This window comes from Streptomyces sp. NBC_01410, assembly GCF_045040195.1.
Classification (GTDB): Bacteria; Actinomycetota; Actinomycetes; order Streptomycetales; family Streptomycetaceae; genus Streptomyces.
Genome location: NZ_CP109530.1, coordinates 1,225,120 through 1,243,141, shown reverse-complemented (window position 1 = coordinate 1,243,141; position 18,022 = coordinate 1,225,120). Strand labels below are relative to the sequence as shown.

General features: G+C 70.0%; 15 protein-coding genes. 8 read left to right on the top strand and 7 right to left on the bottom strand.

What is annotated here, in order from left to right:
• Positions 1-34: 34 nt before the first annotated feature.
• Entirely contained in the window at positions 35-2,056 is a 2,022-nt protein-coding gene (locus OG741_RS05730; RefSeq protein ID WP_405595730.1) for a GTP-binding protein, read from the bottom strand.
• Positions 2,057-2,409: 353 nt separating this feature from the next.
• Between OG741_RS05730 and OG741_RS05725 the strand changes: the two genes are divergently transcribed.
• Complete coding sequence (locus OG741_RS05725) at positions 2,410-3,786, top strand: FAD-binding oxidoreductase (RefSeq protein ID WP_405595729.1); 1,377 nt, start codon at positions 2,410-2,412, stop codon at positions 3,784-3,786.
• Here the strand turns inward: OG741_RS05725 and OG741_RS05720 are convergent.
• The 4 genes from OG741_RS05720 to OG741_RS05705 all read right to left on the bottom strand — a co-directional run bounded on the left by OG741_RS05720 (position 3,783) and on the right by OG741_RS05705 (position 6,896).
• Positions 3,783-4,493 carry a YoaK family protein gene (locus OG741_RS05720; RefSeq protein WP_405595728.1) on the bottom strand — a complete coding sequence of 237 codons (711 nt, stop codon included), beginning with the start codon at positions 4,491-4,493 and terminating at the stop codon, positions 3,783-3,785. The two genes, OG741_RS05725 and OG741_RS05720, sit on opposite strands and share 4 nt — an antisense overlap.
• A gap of 149 nt (positions 4,494-4,642) precedes the next feature.
• The gene (locus tag OG741_RS05715) at positions 4,643-5,038 is read right to left on the bottom strand and encodes a hypothetical protein (RefSeq protein ID WP_266487888.1); all 396 of its coding nucleotides are present in this window, start codon (positions 5,036-5,038) and stop codon (positions 4,643-4,645) included.
• Positions 5,039-5,442: 404 nt separating this feature from the next.
• Positions 5,443-6,366 carry a MurR/RpiR family transcriptional regulator gene (locus OG741_RS05710; RefSeq protein WP_405595727.1) on the bottom strand — a complete coding sequence of 308 codons (924 nt, stop codon included), beginning with the start codon at positions 6,364-6,366 and terminating at the stop codon, positions 5,443-5,445.
• A gap of 242 nt (positions 6,367-6,608) precedes the next feature.
• On the bottom strand, positions 6,609-6,896 hold the full coding sequence (locus OG741_RS05705) for a hypothetical protein (protein WP_266487881.1): 288 nt from the start codon (positions 6,894-6,896) through the stop codon (positions 6,609-6,611).
• 172 nt (positions 6,897-7,068) lie between these two features.
• On the opposite strand from OG741_RS05705, the gene OG741_RS05700 reads away from it, so the two are divergent.
• The 5 genes from OG741_RS05700 (at position 7,069) to OG741_RS05680 (ending at position 14,300) form a co-directional block, all read left to right on the top strand.
• Positions 7,069-8,004, top strand: a complete 936-nt coding sequence (locus OG741_RS05700; protein WP_405595726.1) for an NAD(P)-dependent oxidoreductase — start codon at positions 7,069-7,071, stop codon at positions 8,002-8,004.
• A gap of 71 nt (positions 8,005-8,075) precedes the next feature.
• Positions 8,076-8,654, top strand: coding sequence for a YdeI family protein (locus OG741_RS05695; protein WP_405595725.1), 579 nt, complete (start codon positions 8,076-8,078; stop codon positions 8,652-8,654).
• 138 nt (positions 8,655-8,792) lie between these two features.
• Entirely contained in the window at positions 8,793-9,239 is a 447-nt protein-coding gene (locus tag OG741_RS05690; protein ID WP_405595724.1) for an SRPBCC family protein, read from the top strand.
• 88 nt (positions 9,240-9,327) lie between these two features.
• Positions 9,328-11,886: a SpoIIE family protein phosphatase gene (locus OG741_RS05685; protein WP_405595723.1), complete on the top strand. Its 2,559-nt coding sequence runs from the start codon at positions 9,328-9,330 to the stop codon at positions 11,884-11,886.
• On the top strand, positions 11,883-14,300 hold the full coding sequence (locus OG741_RS05680) for a SpoIIE family protein phosphatase (RefSeq protein WP_405595722.1): 2,418 nt from the start codon (positions 11,883-11,885) through the stop codon (positions 14,298-14,300). The genes OG741_RS05685 and OG741_RS05680 overlap by 4 nt, the downstream gene beginning before the upstream one ends.
• A 20-nt stretch (positions 14,301-14,320) precedes the next feature.
• Here the strand turns inward: OG741_RS05680 and OG741_RS05675 are convergent, their stop codons facing one another.
• Entirely contained in the window at positions 14,321-15,439 is a 1,119-nt protein-coding gene (locus OG741_RS05675) for a sulfite oxidase (RefSeq protein WP_405595721.1), read from the bottom strand.
• 174 nt (positions 15,440-15,613) lie between these two features.
• Here OG741_RS05675 and OG741_RS05670 point away from each other — a divergent pair, with 174 nt between their 5' ends.
• A complete protein-coding gene (locus tag OG741_RS05670) occupies positions 15,614-16,066 on the top strand; it encodes an SPW repeat protein (RefSeq protein ID WP_266487863.1) in 453 nt (150 codons plus the stop codon).
• A 113-nt stretch (positions 16,067-16,179) separates the two neighbouring features.
• Here OG741_RS05670 and OG741_RS05665 read toward each other — a convergent pair whose 3' ends face one another.
• On the bottom strand, positions 16,180-16,875 hold the full coding sequence (locus OG741_RS05665; protein ID WP_405595720.1) for a type 1 glutamine amidotransferase domain-containing protein: 696 nt from the start codon (positions 16,873-16,875) through the stop codon (positions 16,180-16,182).
• 85 nt (positions 16,876-16,960) lie between these two features.
• On the opposite strand from OG741_RS05665, the gene OG741_RS05660 reads away from it, so the two are divergent.
• Positions 16,961-17,932, top strand: a complete 972-nt coding sequence (locus tag OG741_RS05660) for a LysR family transcriptional regulator (protein WP_405595719.1) — start codon at positions 16,961-16,963, stop codon at positions 17,930-17,932.
• Positions 17,933-18,022 lie beyond the last annotated feature (90 nt).

The following is an 18,022-nucleotide window of genomic DNA, read 5'->3' as shown; positions in this document are numbered from 1 at the left end:
CGGCCTACCCGCCCTGCGTACGGTCGCAGTGCGACTACTCGCCTTCCCGGTGGCCACCGACCCGGCGCACGACATGCAGCAGGTATTCCTTGCGGTTGAGGGGATCGTGGTCCGTCCGCGGTCGGCTCGGGATCGCGCCCCGGACCGGCTGGTAGCGTTCGAAGGCGTATTCAAGTACGCCCTCGCCGCGTGTGAGCCCCGGCAGTTGCTGCTCCAGCGCGTACATCCGATCCGCCGGAATCTCACCCTCCAATACGCAGGCGGAACCCCGCACGACCGGTGTCTGCGGAACGGCACCCAGCCGAGCCAGCACGGGCAGAACCGGCCCGAGCGCGTCCGCCGGAAGCTCGAACCGGAAGCGGTGCAGCGGCTCGTAGACCGTGGTCCCTGCCTGTCGCAGTGCGCTCATCAGGACCAGCGGCGTCAGATTGCGGAAGTCCCCGGCCGTGCTCGACATGCTCTTGTCGAAGGTGCCGTGAGCATGGCTCTGCCGCGCCCAGTAGCCGGAGTGCGTCATGATGACGCTGCAGTCGGTGACCTGCCATCCGTAAATCCCTTGCCGCAGCGTCTCCTTCACGGTTTCTTCGACCGCCTTGATGAAGGAGTACGGCATCGACCCGAGCTCCACTTCCAGCCGGAATTCCACACCGCTGCCGATCTGAGCGGGCTCGATACGCAGCCCGACCGTGGCGAGAAACGGATTTGGCTGTTTGTCGATGATCTCGACACAAGTCCCTGTGCCGATGGGACGCTCCAGGCAGATCGTCGTCGTCTCGCGGAAGGTGACGTCAATGCCGAAGTCGTTCGCCAGCGTTGCCTGGATGACTTCCTTCTGCACTTCTCCGTAGAGCGAGACGGATACTTCCTGGCGGATATCGTCCTGCCGCAGATTGATCAGCGGGTCCTGTTCGGCGAGCTGGGCCAGCGCGAGATGCAGCGCCCCCTTGTCGCAGGCCCGGCCGGGAACCACGACCGTTTCCAGTGTCGGCGGAGCGAAGTAGCCCTGCCCGGCTGCCTGCTCGGGTGCTGGCTTCGGCGCGTCGCCGATCGCATCGCCGATCCGGATGTCCCCAAGCCCCCAGAGTTTCGCGATCCGCCCGGCGGTGACCGAGCTGTGCCGGACGGCCGCACCACGGTCGAAGACGCTGATCGCCGTCACTTTCTCCTCGCCGTCGCCGCGGATCCGCAGCCGGTCTCGGGTCCGTACGGTTCCGGACAGCATGCGTACGTACGCGATCTTCTCGCCGGACGGGCCGCGCTCGATCTTGAACACGGTGCCCGAGACCGGGCCTTCGGCGCAGCCCTCGCGCGCGGGCAGCAGCTCCCGGACACCGGCGACCAGCGCGTCCACGCCCGCGCCGGTGATGGCCGAGCCGAAATACACGGGCTGCACGAGCGCCTCTCGCGTCTGCGCCGCGAGTTCGCCGCGGAGTTGGGCGTACGAGAGGGTGGTCTCGTCGTCGACATAGGCGGCGATCAGCGCGTCGTCATGGCCCGACAGCAGATCGACCAGCGTGGAGACAAAGTCCGCGTCGGCTCCGGTGAACGGCTTGGGCAGCGCGCTACGGGTGCCCAGGCCGGCAGCCGAACCCATCGGGACGATGTCCCGGCTCAGCTTCTCGGCGATGCCCCGCAGTACATGCTCGTACTGTGCTCCACTGCGGTCGATCTTGTTCACGAAGATGAGGGTCGGGATGCGCAGCCGCTGCAGCGTCCGCATCAGCACACGCGTCTGCGCCTGCACGCCCTCGACGGCGGAGACGACCAGCACGGCACCGTCGAGCACGCTCAGCACCCGCTCCACCTCGGCGATGAAGTCCGGGTGACCGGGTGTGTCGATCAGATTGACCGTGATGTCGTCGACGACGAAGGACACGACCGCGGACTTGATCGTGATTCCGCGCTGCCGTTCGAGCGCCAGTGAATCGGTCTGCGTACTTCCGTCGTCGACGCTGCCGATCTCGTCGATGACTCCGGCGGCGTGCAGCAGCCGCTCGGTCAGGCTTGTCTTACCGGCGTCTACATGCGCCAGAATTCCCAAGTTCAACGTTCGCACTGAGCGTCAGGTCCTCAAGATAGGTGTCAATTGCCTTCTGGATGGACGTGAACGCTCCGCGCACAATCATCTCCTTGGTCGATCAGCTGTCATCGCGAGTCCAGCAGACGACCGCCCCGCGGGGCAACCGATTTGCCGGGCTCCGGCGCGCCCGCGTTTGCGCAGTCCCCGGCCGGGCGTGAGGCTTGATGTATCAGCCCCGCGGCGCCCGATTGTGCCTGCGGCCCCGTGAAGTGCCCGGGCGCCAAGACTCCGCCGACGGGGGACACCGCGGCGGCGAGGCGTTGGGCCGCGGCCGGAACGGCCGGAAGGCCGGGTGGGCTGCGGGTCCGCACCCCGCGTGGGAGACGGCGATGGACGGCACAACCCTGGAAGCGATGCGGTCCGCCCTGCGCGGTCCGGTGATCGGCTCGACGGACCCGGACTACAACCAGGCCCGCAAGATCTACAACGCGATGATCGACCGGCGCCCGGCCGCCCTTGTACGCTGCTCGGACGCGGCAGACGTCATGAACGCGGTCGACTTCATCCGCGACCACGGTCTCCAACTCGCCGTCAGGGGCGGCGGACACAGCGGAGCCGGCCTCAGTCTCGTGGACGACGCTGTCACGGTCGATCTGTCTCCCCTGCGCTGGGTGCGCGTCGATCCGGCCGCCAGGACCGCACAGGTCGGCGGCGGCTCACAGCTCGGCGACCTCGACCACGCCGCTCACGGCTTCGGTCTCGCCACCCCCGCCGGCATCATGTCGACGACGGGCGTCGGCGGCCTCACCCTCGGCGGCGGTATGGGCCACCTCACCCGCAAGTACGGCTTGACGGTGGACAATCTGCTCTCCGCCGACGTCGTGCTCGCGGACGGCAGCTTCGTCACCGCGAACAAGACCGAGCACCCGGACCTCTTCTGGGCGCTGCGCGGCGGTGGCGGGAACTTCGGCATCGTCACCTCCTTCACCTTTGGACTGCACCCAGTGCACACCGTGGGTGTGGGGATCACCGTCTGGCCGGTCGACCAGACACGCGAAGTCCTGCGCTGGTACCGCGAGTTCCAGCCACAGGCACCCGATGACCTCAATGGCTTCTTCGCACTGCTGGCTGTGCCTCCCGGCCCGCCGTTCCCGGAAGAGATCCACGGACACAAGATGTGCGGCGTGGTGTGGTGCTGGACAGGGGACCTGGCCCAGCTGGACGAGGCCCTCACCGCAGTCAACGAGCCCGGCCGGCCCACCTTCCACTTCACGACGCCGATGCCCTACCCCGCGCTCCAGAGCATGTTCGACGAGCTGATTCCCACCGGTCTGCAGTGGTACTGGCGCGGAGACTTCTTCGACCGGATCACGGACGAATCCATGGACGTCCACCTCAAGTACGGCGAGAACCTCCCCACCGACCTGTCGACCATGCACCTCTACCCGGTCGACGGCGCCGCGGGCCGGGTCGCCGACGGCGACACCGCCTGGGCGTACCGGGACGCCGTCTGGTCCGGCGTGATCGGCGGCATCGACCCCGAGCCGGACAACGCGGAGGCGATCAGGCACTGGGCCGTGGACTACTGGGAAGAGCTGCACCCGTACTCCATGGGCGGCTCGTACGTGAACTTCATCGGCGCGGGCGAGGGCAAGGAGCGGGTCAGGGCCACCTACCGCGACCACTACGACAGGCTCGCGGAGATCAAGCGGACCTATGACCCGCACAACCTCTTCCGCGCGAACCAGAACATCGAGCCGTCCTAAGTCCCGACCGGCTGGGCGTGCCGGGGTGCGGCTGTCGTCGCGGCCGCGATGGAGAGGATGAGGGCGGCCACCAGAAGCAGTACCCCCGTCGGGGGCCACTCCAGCCGGATGAGCCACGCACCCAGAACGCCGCCCGCGAACAGTGCCAGTACGCCGACGCCCCTGCGGACGGTGGCTCGGCTGCCGTAGCCCAGGGACGCGTCGTGGCCGAGGGGCGATCCGCTGATCAGCGCGGTGATCGTCCGCGTCACCAGCGTGGTGGGCAGGTCCGGTACGCGCGCACGCATCGCTGTCACATTGCGCATGCCCATCGCGATCGCCACTACGGCCGCCGTCGCGATGTGCCGCGCGGACGGTGAACCGGCTGCCCGCTCAAGACCCCAGGCGATGAAGGCGGCGCCCGCGACGAGCGCCGATTCCACGAAGAGTGCGAGGACGAACCAGCGGTAGCCGCGGGCCTCGGCCATGGACTCCATCCGTGCGCCGATGAGCGCTCCGACGGCGAACGCGCCGAGCGACACGGACGTTGCCACGGCGGACACCGGGCCCTCGCCCACGAGCGCGAAACCGAGGAAGAGCGTGTTGCCCGTCTGCACCGCGGTGAAGACGGGACCGAGAGCGAGAAGGCTGACGGCTTCCACCATGCCCGTGGTCAGCGTCAGCGCCGCCATCAGGGACGTCAGCTCGTGCCCGGGCTTCGTCTGCAAGCGCGCTCCTCGGCTGCGGCCGCGGCTGGGGTGTCGGGCCAGTGTCCGCATCCGCGTGCCACCGACCGCACCATTGGGCCAACCGTGGGCCGAACCCGGCCGGAGCGACCAGGGCGCCTCGAGACGTGCAACTACAACTGGACGGGCAACTACACGTGCGACCGTCTGCGCGGTACCGCGCCGGCCGCCTGAAGGGCTTCGCTGATCAGCCGGACGCCGCGGGCCAGGCGGTTCAGCTGCTCCAGCTCGATCGCGTACATCCTGATCGTGCTCTCGATGATCGTCTCGGCCACTCCGAGCGTCGGAAGCTCGGCCCTGCAGGTCTGCAACGCGGTCCGCACTGCCCGCATCTCGTGCTGCACCTGGAAGTGTGCGTGGCGCGCGAGCAGGATGGGGTTGCGGGTGAGCGGCGAGTAGCCGGCGTAGCGGGCCGGCAGGAGGTCTCGCAGCCAGCGGGCGGCCGTTCGTTCCCAGTCAGCGCTGCCGGGAGCCTTGACCTGGCACGGCCAGTCCGCGTTGATCGGCGAGTAGGTCGTCTGGGACATCGTCGTCCTTTTGGGATGTCGTGCGGATGTCGTACGCGTGGGCTCTGGTCGAGGGGATTTCCGGCGGCCCCGGCCCAGGGGTTGACCGGGGCCGCCGATGGACGGGCGTCCGAGGGGAAACGGAGCGCCCTGTTGGATCACCCCGGGCCGACGAGAGGAGGCGTCGTCCCATGGTGTCCGGTTCTGTGGCCCGTGAGGGCCGTGGTTCCGGCGTGCGGCTCCGGGAAACCCGGGGCCACCGGAGCAGTAAATATATATACCGTCGAGTAAGCAAGGGTATGAAAAATTTCATGCATGAATAAAGGTGAAAACGCCTGGTCTGCGGCCTTCCTCGACGGCGGCTCAGACGCCGGGCGAAGCCCAGGGGCCACTCCCAGGTCCAGTCCCCGGGCCGGCCCCGGGATTCAGTCCTCGAGGAAGAAGTTGTGCTGATCGGCGACCTGCTCGTAGCCCTCGAGCCGGACCTGCGTGCGCTGGGGGTCGGCATCCGCCATGGCCTGGAGGAGGGCCGCGGACAGAACGCCCGGTGCCGCGTACGAGTCGAAGACGAGACGTGAGCCGGTGCCCGCGATCAGCGCCACATCGGCCTCGTCCACCAGCGGCCCGAAGGCGAGGTCGGTGATCAGCGCGACGCGCAGCCCGATGCTGCGGGCGGTACGCATCGTCGCCAGCGTCTCGTTGGCGTGCCGCGGCATGGCGAAGGCCAGCACCCAGGTCCCGCCCGCCTCGTGCGACTGCAGCAGCGCGTCATAGGCGACGCTGCCGCCGCGGGTCACCGTGCGCACATCGGGATGGATCCGTCTCGCGGCGTAGGCGAAGTACTCCGCGAGCGACACCGAGATCCGCAGGCCCAGGATCGTCAGCGGAACGGACCGCGCCAGCTCCCGGCCCACGTCCAGGACCTGATTGGTGTCCGCGAGCAGGCGGCGCAGGCTCTCCAGGTTCTCGATCTCCGCGTCGACGGCGGCCTGCAGTTCGTTGCGGCGGATCTCCTCCCGGGTGTCCGGCGAACCGGCGACCGCGCTGAGGGCGATGGGCTGAAGTGCCTCCCGCAGCGCGGGGTATCCGCTGAAACCCAGCGAGGACGCGAAGCGGGTGACCGACGGCTGGCTCACCCCCACGCGTTCCGCGAGCTCGGTGATCGACAGGAAAGCGGCCTCGGTGAGGTGATCCACCAGGTACTGGGCGATGCGCCGCTGCGCGGGCGACAGCCGGTGGCCGCCGAACAGGGCCAGAACCCTGTCCGTGGGGGCGGCTTCCGTCTCGGGAGACTGCCCTCCCGGCGTGATCGCAGACGCCTGTGCGCGTGCCTGCTGATCTGATGGCACCGGTGTCACTCCTTCTCGTCCCACTTCCGCTCAACATAGCTCACTCACCGTGGTCGCAAGGGGTCGAGAACGAGAACGGGCAGCCGCCGGCGGCTGCCCGTTCCCGGATCGGCGTGCGTCCACCGTCGTCGTCGGAGTGTTCCAGCCGGAGATCCTCAGGTGTGGAGGGAGTTGGCGGGCCGGGGCCCGTTCCCGCCCGGCGTTGTTTCGCTGCCGGGCCCCGGCCGTTGCCGTGCGACCTGCTACTGAACGGAGGGAAGCAGCCCCGTGACGGGCGCGACCAGGTCGGTCAGCTGGTGCAGCTGGTTCAACTCGGCGAGCCCCTTGTCGGCACCCCGGAACTGACCGGACACCGACGGCAGTTCGGCCCGGTGCTCCGAAGGGATGCTGCTCTCGGCGAGAGAATCGACCTGGCTCATGACGGGGATCTTGTGGTCGGTGGCGACATCGGCGCTCGCTGCGGGGGCGGCCAGCGCCGTGGCGCCGGTGGCAAGGGCTACGGCGGCGAGAACGCGTCGTGTGTTGTTCATGCCCTGGCAACGGCTGACATGACGGGCGGACACGGCCGAACGGTCTCACTCACCCGCGGGCCGTATCGCGCGATGCCCTGATGACGCCGGGGCTGCGGTGACCGGCTGCGAGGGGTGCGATCGGCTGGTTGGCTACGAGGTGTCATCAGCCCAGCAGGGAGAGGCGGCACGCATGTCCACATCGCCGGCAGACAGCAGCGAGAAGATTTCTCCCGTGGTGGCGGTGCTCGGCACCGGTATCATGGGCGCCGCGATGGCCCGCAGTCTGCTCCGCTCCGGTCTGTCCGTCCGGGCGTGGAACCGTACGCGGGAGAAGGCCGAAGCTCTCGTGGCCGACGGAGCGTACTGCGCCGAGTCCCCACAGGACGCCGTCGCGGGCGCGGACGTGGTGCTGACCATGCTCAACGACGGGCCGCGGGTGCTCGCCGCCATGCGGGCGGCGAGCGCGGGCCTGGCCCCCGGAACGGTGTGGGCCCAGTCGGCCACCGTCGGGGAAGCCGCGACGGCCGAGCTCGCCGACTTCGCCCGGCGGCACTCCCTGGTCTTCGTCGACGCCCCCGTGCTCGGCACGCGCCAGCCCGCCGAGGCGGGGGAGTTGCTGGTCCTTGCGGCGGGGCCGGACAGCGCGCGAGCCGTACTCACGCGCGTCTTCGACGCTGTGGGCCGGCGCACCACATGGGTCGACGACGACGGCTCCTGTGCGGCCGCCAGCAGGCTCAAACTCGTACTGAACAGCTGGGTCGCCGCGCTGACCCATGCGACCGGCGAGGCGCTCACACTGGCCAAGGTGCTCGGTGTCGATCCGCAGGCCTTCCTTGACAGCGTGTCCGGCGGCCCGCTCGACAGCGGGTACCTGCGCGCCAAGGCCCAGGCAATCCTTGGCGGTGACTACACGCCAAGCTTTGCGGTCAACAATGCGCTCAAGGATTCCCGGCTGATCGTCGAGGCGGGGGAGCGCGCGGGTGTACGGCTCGATCTCGCGCGGGCGGGAGTGGCGCGCTTCGAGCGGCTGGAGCGGCGCGGCCTGGGCGAGCGGGACATGGCCGCCACCTATCTCGCCTCCTTCGACGACTGCGTGGAGCCTTCGGCTCAAGGAGGCGGCAATTAGGACAGGAGCTGGCCTAGAGGATGGCTAACGTGGCAATCACGTCAGGCATTCGCAGCCGGGGAGGCGCCACGATGGAATCGTTCAATGGCCTGGAAATCAGCGCCTTCGAGGACGCAGCGGAGCTGGAGTGCTGGCTCGCCGAACATCACCTGCTGCAGTCCGGCATATGGCTGAAGCTCGCCAAGAAGAATTCCGGAATCGCCTCGGTGACGGCCGCGGAGGTCATCGATGTCGCGCTGTGCTACGGCTGGATCGACGGTCAGCGCCGGTCCTTGGACGAGTCGTACTTCCTGCAGAAGATCACGCCTCGACGGCCGCGGAGCATGTGGTCGCAGGTCAACATCCGCAAGGTCGAGGCGCTGACGCGGGCAGGCCGGATGCGGGAGCCCGGCCTTGCCCAGGTCGAGGCCGCCCAGGCGGACGGACGCTGGGCCGCGGCGTACGCATCGCAGAAGGAAGCCACCGTCCCGTCCGATCTCGAAGCCGCGCTGGACGGAAATGAGCCGGCGAAAACCGCCTTCGGGAAACTCAACAAAACGCAGAGATACGCCGTGATCTATCGCCTCCTGACGGCAAGGACCTCCGATATCAGGGCGGCTCGGCTCCGGGAGATGATCGCCGCGCTGGAAGTGGGTCGGCCGATCCGGTAGTCCTGCGCGTAAGGGGCCTGTGCGAGGGCCGTCCGCGGCGCCTCCGGCTGGCCGCCACGAAGCCGGTATGCACACCATGGCTCTCTGGAACGATGCCAGCACGCCGCACCCCGGGCGCGAGCGATCACTGGAGGAAGCATGGCCGGTCAGTTCGAGGCAACGGTCGAGATCGGCCGCCCCGTGGAGGAAGTCTTCGCCTTCCTGGCGGACGGCAGGAACGATCCCAAGTTCAGCCCCAGGGTCCTCGAGATGACGAAGACGCCGGACGGGCCGACGGAAGTGGGCACCGTCTTCAGGAGCACGGTCAAGGACGCCGGGATGACGACCAAGCGTGAGATCCGGATCAGCGAGTTCGTGCCGCCGAGCACCCTCCGCTGGACCGAGACCTCCAAGAACATCGTCGTGTCCAAGGAAGGCGGCTACGACCTCGAGCCCACGCCGGAGGGCAATACCCGCCTGCGTATCTTCAACAGCCTTGAGGGCCATGGCATCGGCAAGCTCATCGTGGGCCTGGCCCTGAGCGCGGCACGCAAGGACGCTGACGCGTTCGGACAGCGGATCAAGGCGGCCGTCGAGGCGTCCTGACCGGGAGCCCGACGGAGAGGTCCTGGCGGCATCCAGAACGTGGGCGCGCCGGGCACGCGGCCCGGGTGGGGTGCCGGGTGGCAAGGAGATGCGCGGGGCGCCCGCCGGGGAGCATGCTGGCTGTGTGACCTGGTACCGCGCGGCCGGCCGCGCCGCGGTGAACGTGGGCGGGGCGGATCCCGGGGGACCGAACGGCACCGACCGCGTTCCGGACGAACTGGCCCTGGTGCTCGCGCATGCCGCCGTAGGGGCGGTCGAGGCTGTCGGCGGGTACGCGGGCGGTGTCTATCTGCCCTCGCGCACGCCCGGGCTGCTGCGGCTGGGCGTGATGGCCGGGTTGCCCAGCCGGCTGTTCAGGCCCTGGTGGCGCATGCATGTGAACCGGCCGTTCCCGGTGGCCGACGCGCACCGTTCGGGCCAGGCCATCCACCTCGGCGACGGCGAGGAAGCCATGCGGCGATATCCGCAGCTCATGGCGGGTCTGCCGTACCCCTTCGGCTCGCTGTACGCGCCTGTCGTCAGCGGCCGCCAGAAGTTCGGGGTGCTGGTCGTGCTGCGCCCGGCCACGCCCGGACACCCGGTGACGCACGCCGACCGGCTGCGCATGCACAACGCCGCGGCCCGGCTCGGCACCACCCTCGTCACGCTGGGCGCGCGGGGGGTGCCGGTCGTGTGGGACGGTGAACCGGTGTCCGTCCAGTTGCCCGCGGTCACCACGCCGCCCGTGCGCTTCGGCCGCTTCGACTGGGACCTGGGCACCGGAGCCATATCCGCCGACGAGGACCTGCGCGCGATTCTCGGCACCAATCGTGCGGACTTCGGCGACACCGTCGACTCACTGGCGGCACGGCTGGCACCGGAGGACATGTACGGGCTGTGGACCATTGCCCACCAGGCCATGGAGACGGGCAGGCCAGTCTCCCGCAGAATGCGCCTGCGCGGCCCGGACGGACGGCCTCACCTGCTCGAACTCTCCGCCCAAGCGCAACCACCCGGAGACGGCCAGGGGCGCCGTCTGACCGGATTCCTGGTGGACCTCGGCACCGGACCGATCGTGGCAGAGGCGACCGACCGTCTCCCGCGCGGCTTCTTCGCGCTCGACCGACTCGGGCGGATCACCTATGTCAACCACAGTGCGGAGATCCTGCTCGGCCGGCCGCGGTCGGAGCTGTTCGGACGTGTCCTGTGGGAGGTCCTGCCGTGGTTCGGGGACCCGGCGTACGAGGACCACTACCGGGCGGCGCTGCTCTCACGCGACCCCGTTCACTTCATGGCTCGCCGATCGCCCCAGGACTTGCTGTCGGTCTCCCTCTACCCGGGTCACGACGGCCTCACCGTCACCGTCTCCCCGTCCGATCAGCCGTCGTACACGCCGGGGTCCGTCGCCCTGCCCGGCACCGGGCTCGGCTCCGCGGCCGACCGGGCATCGGCCCTGTACCGCCCGGTTGCCCTGGCCATCGCGCTGACCGAGGCCGTCACGGCCCGCCAGGTGTCCGCCGTGGTCACCGAGGAACTGCTGCCCGCCTTCGGTGGCCGTCAGCTGGCGATCTACCTGCTCAACGAGCGCCATCTCTATCTGGCCTGGGAGACCGGGTTCCCGCAGGGCTTTTTGAACCGCTTCGACGGTGTCGCGCTCGACGCCAGGCTGCCCGGCGTCGAGACGCTCACCACCGGCCGTCCCATCTTCTTCGAGTCCATGGAGCACCTGGCCGAGGCATACCCCGGCATCCCCCTCGACGCCAACGTCGGCGCCCGGGCCTTCCTGCCGCTGATCGCCTCCGGGAGGCCCGTCGGCTCCTGCATCCTCGGCTTCGACCGGCCGCGCGGCTTCAGCCCCGAGGAGCGCACGGTGCTGACCGCGCTCGCCGGACTCATCGCGCAGGCCCTCCAGCGAGCACAGCGCTACGACACCGAAGCGGCCCTCGCGCGCGGACTGCAGGACGCCCTGCTGCCGCACCGGCTTCCCGTGCTCGACCAGGTCGACACCGTGGGTCGGTATCTGCCCGGCACCCAGGGCATGGAGGTCGGAGGCGACTGGTACGACGTCGTCGAGACCGACCGCGGGCTGGCCCTGGTCATCGGCGACGTACAGGGACACGGCGTCTCCGCCGCGGCCACCATGGGCCAACTGCGCAGCGCCGTACGCGCCTTCGCGCTGAGCGGGCACGACCCGGAGGAGGTGATGACCGGCACCAACCGGCTGCTCATCGACCTTGATCCCGGCCAGTTCGCCAGCTGCTGCTACATCGTCCTCGACCCGGCGACCGGCTCCGTACAGGCGGTACGGGCCGGGCATCCGCAGCCTCTCCTGCGCCACGCCAACGGCAGGACCGAGGTCCTGGACCTTGCCGGCGGGGTCGTGCTCGGCATCGACGTGGAGGCCTCGTACCCCGTCACCGAACTGCGGCTCGGGCCCGGCGATGTGCTCGCGCTGTACACGGACGGACTCGTGGAACAGGCGGGCATCGACATCGACCTCGGCGTCGAGCGGCTGCGCGCCTCGCTCGCCGAGGCCGGCTCGTCCTCGCTCGCCGGAACGGCGGACCGCCTCATGAACGAGGCACGGCAGGCCACCGACCGGCCCGACGACATCGCGCTGCTGCTCGCTGCCCGCTGGACGGAATCCGGCACCGGGAATCCGCCATGAGCAGCGTGTACGGCGCCGAGCACCACAGCGTGCGCGGGCCCCTCAACGCCACGAGGGCCGCCACGGCCGTCCTGGACGCCGACGGCACGGTCGTCGGCTGGAGCCCGACGGCTCAGGGGCTGCTGGGATACGCACCACAGGACGTGCTCGGGCGCCCGATCGACACCCTGGTGATGGACGGAACGGAAGAGGATCACGCGGCGCCTGATGCGCCGGCTGTGGGACGCGTAGCCCGGACGCTCCGTATGCGCCACCAGGACGGTCGCGCCCTCCGTGTGACCACCACAGAGCTGCCGCTCGCTCACACCGGCCCCGGTCCCGCACGGCTCCTGGCACTGGCCGACGCCGAGGAGACCGAGCAGTGGGAGGCCCTCCAGTCGATGCTCCGGGGACTCGCCACCCAGTCACCCGTCGGTCTGGCCATCTACGACACGGATCTGCGGGTGGTGTGGACGAACGCCGCCCTGTACGAGGAGATGGGCCCTTCGCAGTACGTGGGCGTCGGCCCGGACGACATGGTGACCCATGGCGAGGTGCTCTCCGAGTCGTATCCGAAGACTCTCGAAGAGATGATGCGGCGGGTACTCGCCACCGGCGAGACTGTCGTCGACCTGCACTACCGGGGCCGCCCGCCCTCGGACCCGGAGCGTGATCACGTCTGGTCGTGCTCCTACTACCGGCTGCAGGACGCCGGATCGGTCTCGCTGGGTGTGTGCGAGGAGACGGTGGACATCACCGATCGCTATCTCGCGCAGCAGCGACTGGATCTGCTCGTCCGCGCCGGGGCGCATCTGGGCACGAGCCTGGACATCACCCGCACGGCTCGGGAGCTCTCCGCGGTCGCCGTACCGGAGTTCGCCGACAAGGTTACGGTCGATCTCCTGGAGGAGGTCCTCGAGGGCGATCGGGCCACGCCCGGCTCGCGGCGGGCGGGAAGTGTGGTCCGGGTGTTGTGGGAGGCGGAGGAAGCCACGGGCGCGGTGGGTGAAATGCCCGTACCGGGGAAGCGGATCTACTACGCCCCCGACTCGCCACAGGCCCGCAGCCTCGCCTCCGGCAGCCCCGTGCTGGAAGGCCCGGCGGGCTCGGAGGACGATGACGAGCCACCGCCCCAGCGCTCGTGCCTGGCCGTGCCCCTGCGTGTCGAAAGCGCGACGCTGGGCGTGGTCACGTTCACGCGGAACCGTCTGCCCAGCCCGTTCGACCCCGCCGAACAGGCGGTTGCCGAGGAACTCGCGGCCCGGGTCGCCGTCTGCATCGACAACGCCCGCCACTACACCCGAGAGCATGCCGCTGCCCTGATGCTTCAGCGCAGTCTGCTCCCGCAGAAACTGCCACGGCTGACCGGAGTCGAGCTGGCCCACCGCTATCTGCCCGCGGACAGCAGGGCTGGAGTGGGTGGCGACTGGTTCGATGCCATCGCCTTGTCCGGCGCGCGGGTCGGTCTGGTTGTGGGAGACGTCGTGGGGCACGGTCTGCGGGCCGCTGCCACCATGGGCCGGCTGCGCACGAGCGTACGGGTGCTCGCGCGACTGGACCTCGCGCCCGACGACCTCCTCGCCCGCCTGGACGACCTGCTCTGGCAGGGGGCCGACGAGCAGGAGGCCGCGCGTATGGAGGGCGACGAACTGCCCGACGACGCGGCGCTCGGCGTGACGTGTCTGTACGCCGTCTACGACCCGGTGTCCGGTCTGTGCCGCATGGCGCGGGCCGGGCATCTGCTGCCCGCCGTCGTCGATCCCACGAACGGCTCCGTCACGTTCCCCGACATTCCGGCGGGACCGCCCCTTGGCCTGGGGGGCCTTCCCTTCGAGACAGCGGAGCTGACGCTGCCGGAGGGGAGCCTCCTCGCGCTGTTCACCGATGGCCTCGTGCGGACCCGCGACCGGGATGTCGACGCCGGTCTCGACGGGCTGCGGGCCGTCCTCGCGGAGCACCGGCGCCCGCTGGACGAGCTGGCCGACCGGGCACTGGCAACGCTGCTTGCCGGTCCTGTCGACGACGACGTCGCGCTACTGCTCGTCCGGACCCGCACGCTGGACAGCCGTCAGGTGGCCACCTGGGAGCTGACACCCGATCCCCAGGAGGTCGCCCGGGCACGTGCGGAGGCCGCCGCTCAGGTAGGCGTCTGGGGACTGGACGACCTTGTCTTCACCACCGAACTGGTGGTGAGCGAGCTGGTCACCAACGCCCTGCGGTACGCCTCCGGCCCGATCCGTCTGCGGCTCATCCGCGACCGGACGCTGATCTGCGAGGTCTCGGACAACGGCCACACCTCACCCCACCTGCGCCGGGCGGGATACGACGACGAAGGCGGCCGGGGTCTCTTCCTCGTCGCCCAGATGACCCAGCGGTGGGGGACCCGCCATGCGTACAGCGGCAAGACCATCTGGGCCGAGCAGACACTGCCGTAGACGCTGGGCACGCAGGGCGTTCAGTCGCCGTCCAGGCACAGGACCGGGATCCGCTGGACCAGATTGTTGGCGAACCCGCCGCGGTTCCAGGGCTGGGTGAGGGGCTGCGTACGGCCGCCGGCGTCGGTGGCACGGACGCTCAGCACATGGCTGCCGGGCGTCGCGGTCCAGACCGTCCGCCACTGCCGCCAGGCCCAGCCGTGTCCGTCCGCGGGGCCAAGAGCGGCCTCGCTCCAGGAGCCGCCGTCGTCGGTGCTGACCTCCACGTGGGTCACCGGGGCGTGACCGGACCAGGCCCGGCCCTCCAGCGGCACCTCGCCGGGGCGTACGACACGGGCCCGCGACATGAAGTCCGGGAACCCGGGCGGGATCATCAGCGCCCGCGGGGCGATCTTGTCGACCGGTTCGCCGGGCTCGTCGGGAGACTGCTTCAAGCGGTACGCCACCGCCTGCTGGAATCCGGTGAACGGGGTGTCGGTCAGCGCGATGTCGCGCAGCCACTTCACCTGCGCCATGCCGTACCACCCGGGGACGATCAGCCGCAGGGGATAGCCGTGCTGCGGCGGCAGGGGAAGGCCGTTCATCTCGTACGCGACCAGCACCTCGGGATCCTCGCCCCGGGCCAGTGCCAGCGGCAGGCTGCGCCGGTAGTCCTGCTCGATGCCGCGCTCGACGCCGTGGTCGGCCCCGGTGAAGACGGCCTCGACGGCATCCGGCTCCACTCCCGCCTCGATGAGCAGGGTGCGCAGCGGCACCCCCGTCCACTCGGCGGTCCCGACCGCCTCGACCAGCCAGGGCTGGCTCACCGGCCGTGGATCGAGGCGTGCCCTGCCGTTTCCGGCGCATTCCATCGTCACGCGGTGGGTGGCGGCCGGGAGCGATCGCAGCCTCGGCATGTCCAGGGTCAGCGGGGTGCGCACCCGGCCGCTCACGGTCAGCCTCCACTCGTCGGCATCGGCGGCGGGGATGTCGTAGTGGACGAGCACGTAGTGCAGTCCGGCGGGGGTGAGGTCGTAGCGCAGCGCCTCCAGCGGAAGCCCGTGATTGCGGGCCGCGAGGGCCAGTTCGTCCAGGCCGATGCCCTCGCCGGGCTCCGCGAGACGCCCTGGTGTGCTGAGGTCGGCGATGCGTCCGTCCATGACTTCATGGTGCTCTCCGGGCGGGTCCCGGGCACCTTGCGGGCGGACGTGAGCACATCTCCCGCCGGACAGGACCTAGGTGCTCATGGGCCGCCTGTTGACTGGAATGCCCTGGCAAGCGTTATATCGGAGATAAAGGGCAGATAAAGGCTTCTGAGTAGGAGGCAGCCCGCAATGACCACCCACCCGAGCATTGAGCAACACCCCGATCTGGCCGAGATGCGTTCCCGGTTCGAACGGGCGACCACGACCCCCCGTGCCCAGGCGATCGAGACACTGGCCCTCCTGACGGGTCTGTACCTGGCCGCCTCGCCCTGGATAGTCGGGTTCAACGACCTGAGCACGCTGACCGTCTGCAACCTGATCACCGGCGCCGCCTATTGCCTGTGCATGGGAGGGTTCGGCTCGGCTTACGAGCGGACTCACGCCATGGCATGGTGTGCCATCGCCATCGGAGCGTGGACGATCATCGCTCCGTGGGTCGTGGCAGGCAGTGTCGACACGACCCGCACGATCGTCAGCAACGTAATTGTCGGAGCCGTGGCCCTGCTGCTCGGCCTCGCAATGGCCGCCATGGACGTCCGCCGTCCCAGCCGCCTCCGCGCTCGCAGGAACGCGGCCATGTGATCCCCGGCGCTGACGCCACGTTCCCAAACGGAAGGGCCCGGTGGGGTGCGGCTGCCGCACCCCACCGGGCTGCCTGCGTCAGGTACGCGGCCGCCGGTGCGGCATGAGACGGGTCAGCCCAGCGCCTTGAGGAGCTCGACGGCCAACGGGGCGGACGACGAGGGGTTCTGGCCGGTGATGAGATTGCGGTCGGTGACCACGTGCGGGGCCCACGGCTCGCCCTCCTGGAAGTCCGCGCCGATCTCCACGAGCCGGTCCTGGAGCAGCCACTTCGCCTTGTCCGCGAGACCGGCCTGGGTCTCCTCGGCATTGGTGAAGCCGGTGAGCCGGTAGCCCGCGAACGGCGACGTGCCGTCCTCGCTCCGGGCGGCGAGCAGCGCGGCCGGGCCGTGGCACACCACGCCGAGCGGCTTGCCGGAGTCCAGCGCGGCCGTGAGCAGGGCGCCCGAGTCGGCATCGGCCGCCAGGTCCTCCATCGGGCCGTGCCCGCCGGGGTAGAAGACCGCCGCGTAGTCGGCGAGGTCGACCTCGTCCAGCTTGATGGGGTGCTCCAGGACGGACATCTCGGCGAGGGCGGCCGTCACGGCGGCGGCGCCCTCGGGGCCGCCGTTCACCTCGGGGGCCAGGCTCCCGGCGTCCACGGTGGGGATGACGCCGCCGGGTGTGGCGACCATGACCTCGTGGCCCGCGGCGGTGAGCGCCCGGTAGGGGGCCACGGCCTCCTCGGCCCAGTAGCCGGACGGGTGCCGGGTGCCGTCCGCCAGCGTCCAGTGGTCCGCGCCGGTCAGTACGAACAGGATCTTCGCCATCTCACATCTCTCCGCTGGGTTTCGCTCTTGCTGACGTCTTCGAACCTAAATCGCCGGGTCATTCGGATCCAATAGGCTCACCACCATGAGCCATAGAGAATCCAATGGATCGACGGGAATGCGGGAGGCCGCGTCGAACACACCCCTCGATCTGACCCTGCTGCGGACCTTCCTCGCCGTCCACCGGGCGGGCTCATTCACCGCGGCCGCACGTCTCCTCGGTCTGTCCCAGCCCACGGTGACCACCCAGATCCGTTCCCTGGAACGGCAGTTGGGCCGCGAGTTGTTCGGGCGGCTGCCCCGCGGCGTCACTCCGACCCCGGTCGCCGACGGTCTCGCCGCGCGGATCGCGTCGCCCCTGGACGCCCTGGCCGCCGTCGCCGACCGCGGCCATCTCGACGAGACCGTCCCCGCCGATCCCGTGCACCTCGCGGGTCCGGCCGAGCTCCTGTGCGTACGTGCCCTGCCCGCCCTCGCGCCGCTCGTCGAGCAGGGCGTACGGCTCAGGGTCACGACCGGGCTGACCGACGAACTGCTCGAAGGCCTGCGCCAGGGTCACTACGACCTGGTGATCTCCACCCACCGCCCGCGCGGCCGCACGCTCACCGCCGTACCGCTGATGGACGAGGAATTCGTGCTGGTCGCATCGCCGCTGTGGGCCGAACGCATCGGCCGGGACGGGGACTGGCAGGAGCGGGTGGCGGACGAGGGGCCCGCCGCCCTGCGCGGCGTCCCACTGGTCACCTACGCGGAGGACCTGCCCATAGCCCGCCGCTACTGGCGCCATGTCTTCGGCACCCGCCTGAACGCGCAGGCCGCACTGACCGTCCCCGATCTGCGCGGGGTGCTCTCGGCCGTCGCCGCGGGCGCCGGAATGAGTGTGCTGCCGCGCTATCTCTGCCAGGGCGAACTCACCGCCGGCGTGGTGGTGACGCTGCTGGCGCCCGAGGACCCGCCCATCAACACCGGCTATCTAGTCCAGCGCCCCGGCGCCACCGACAACCCGCACCTGACACTGGTGCGCGACCGGCTGCTGCGGGAGGCGCGCGGCTGGTGAGCCGAGGCTCCTGGCCGGTGAACGATTCCTTCGGCACCGGGCGGCGTAAGGAGGGATCATCGTGACAGCGGTCCGACGACAGCAAGGAGT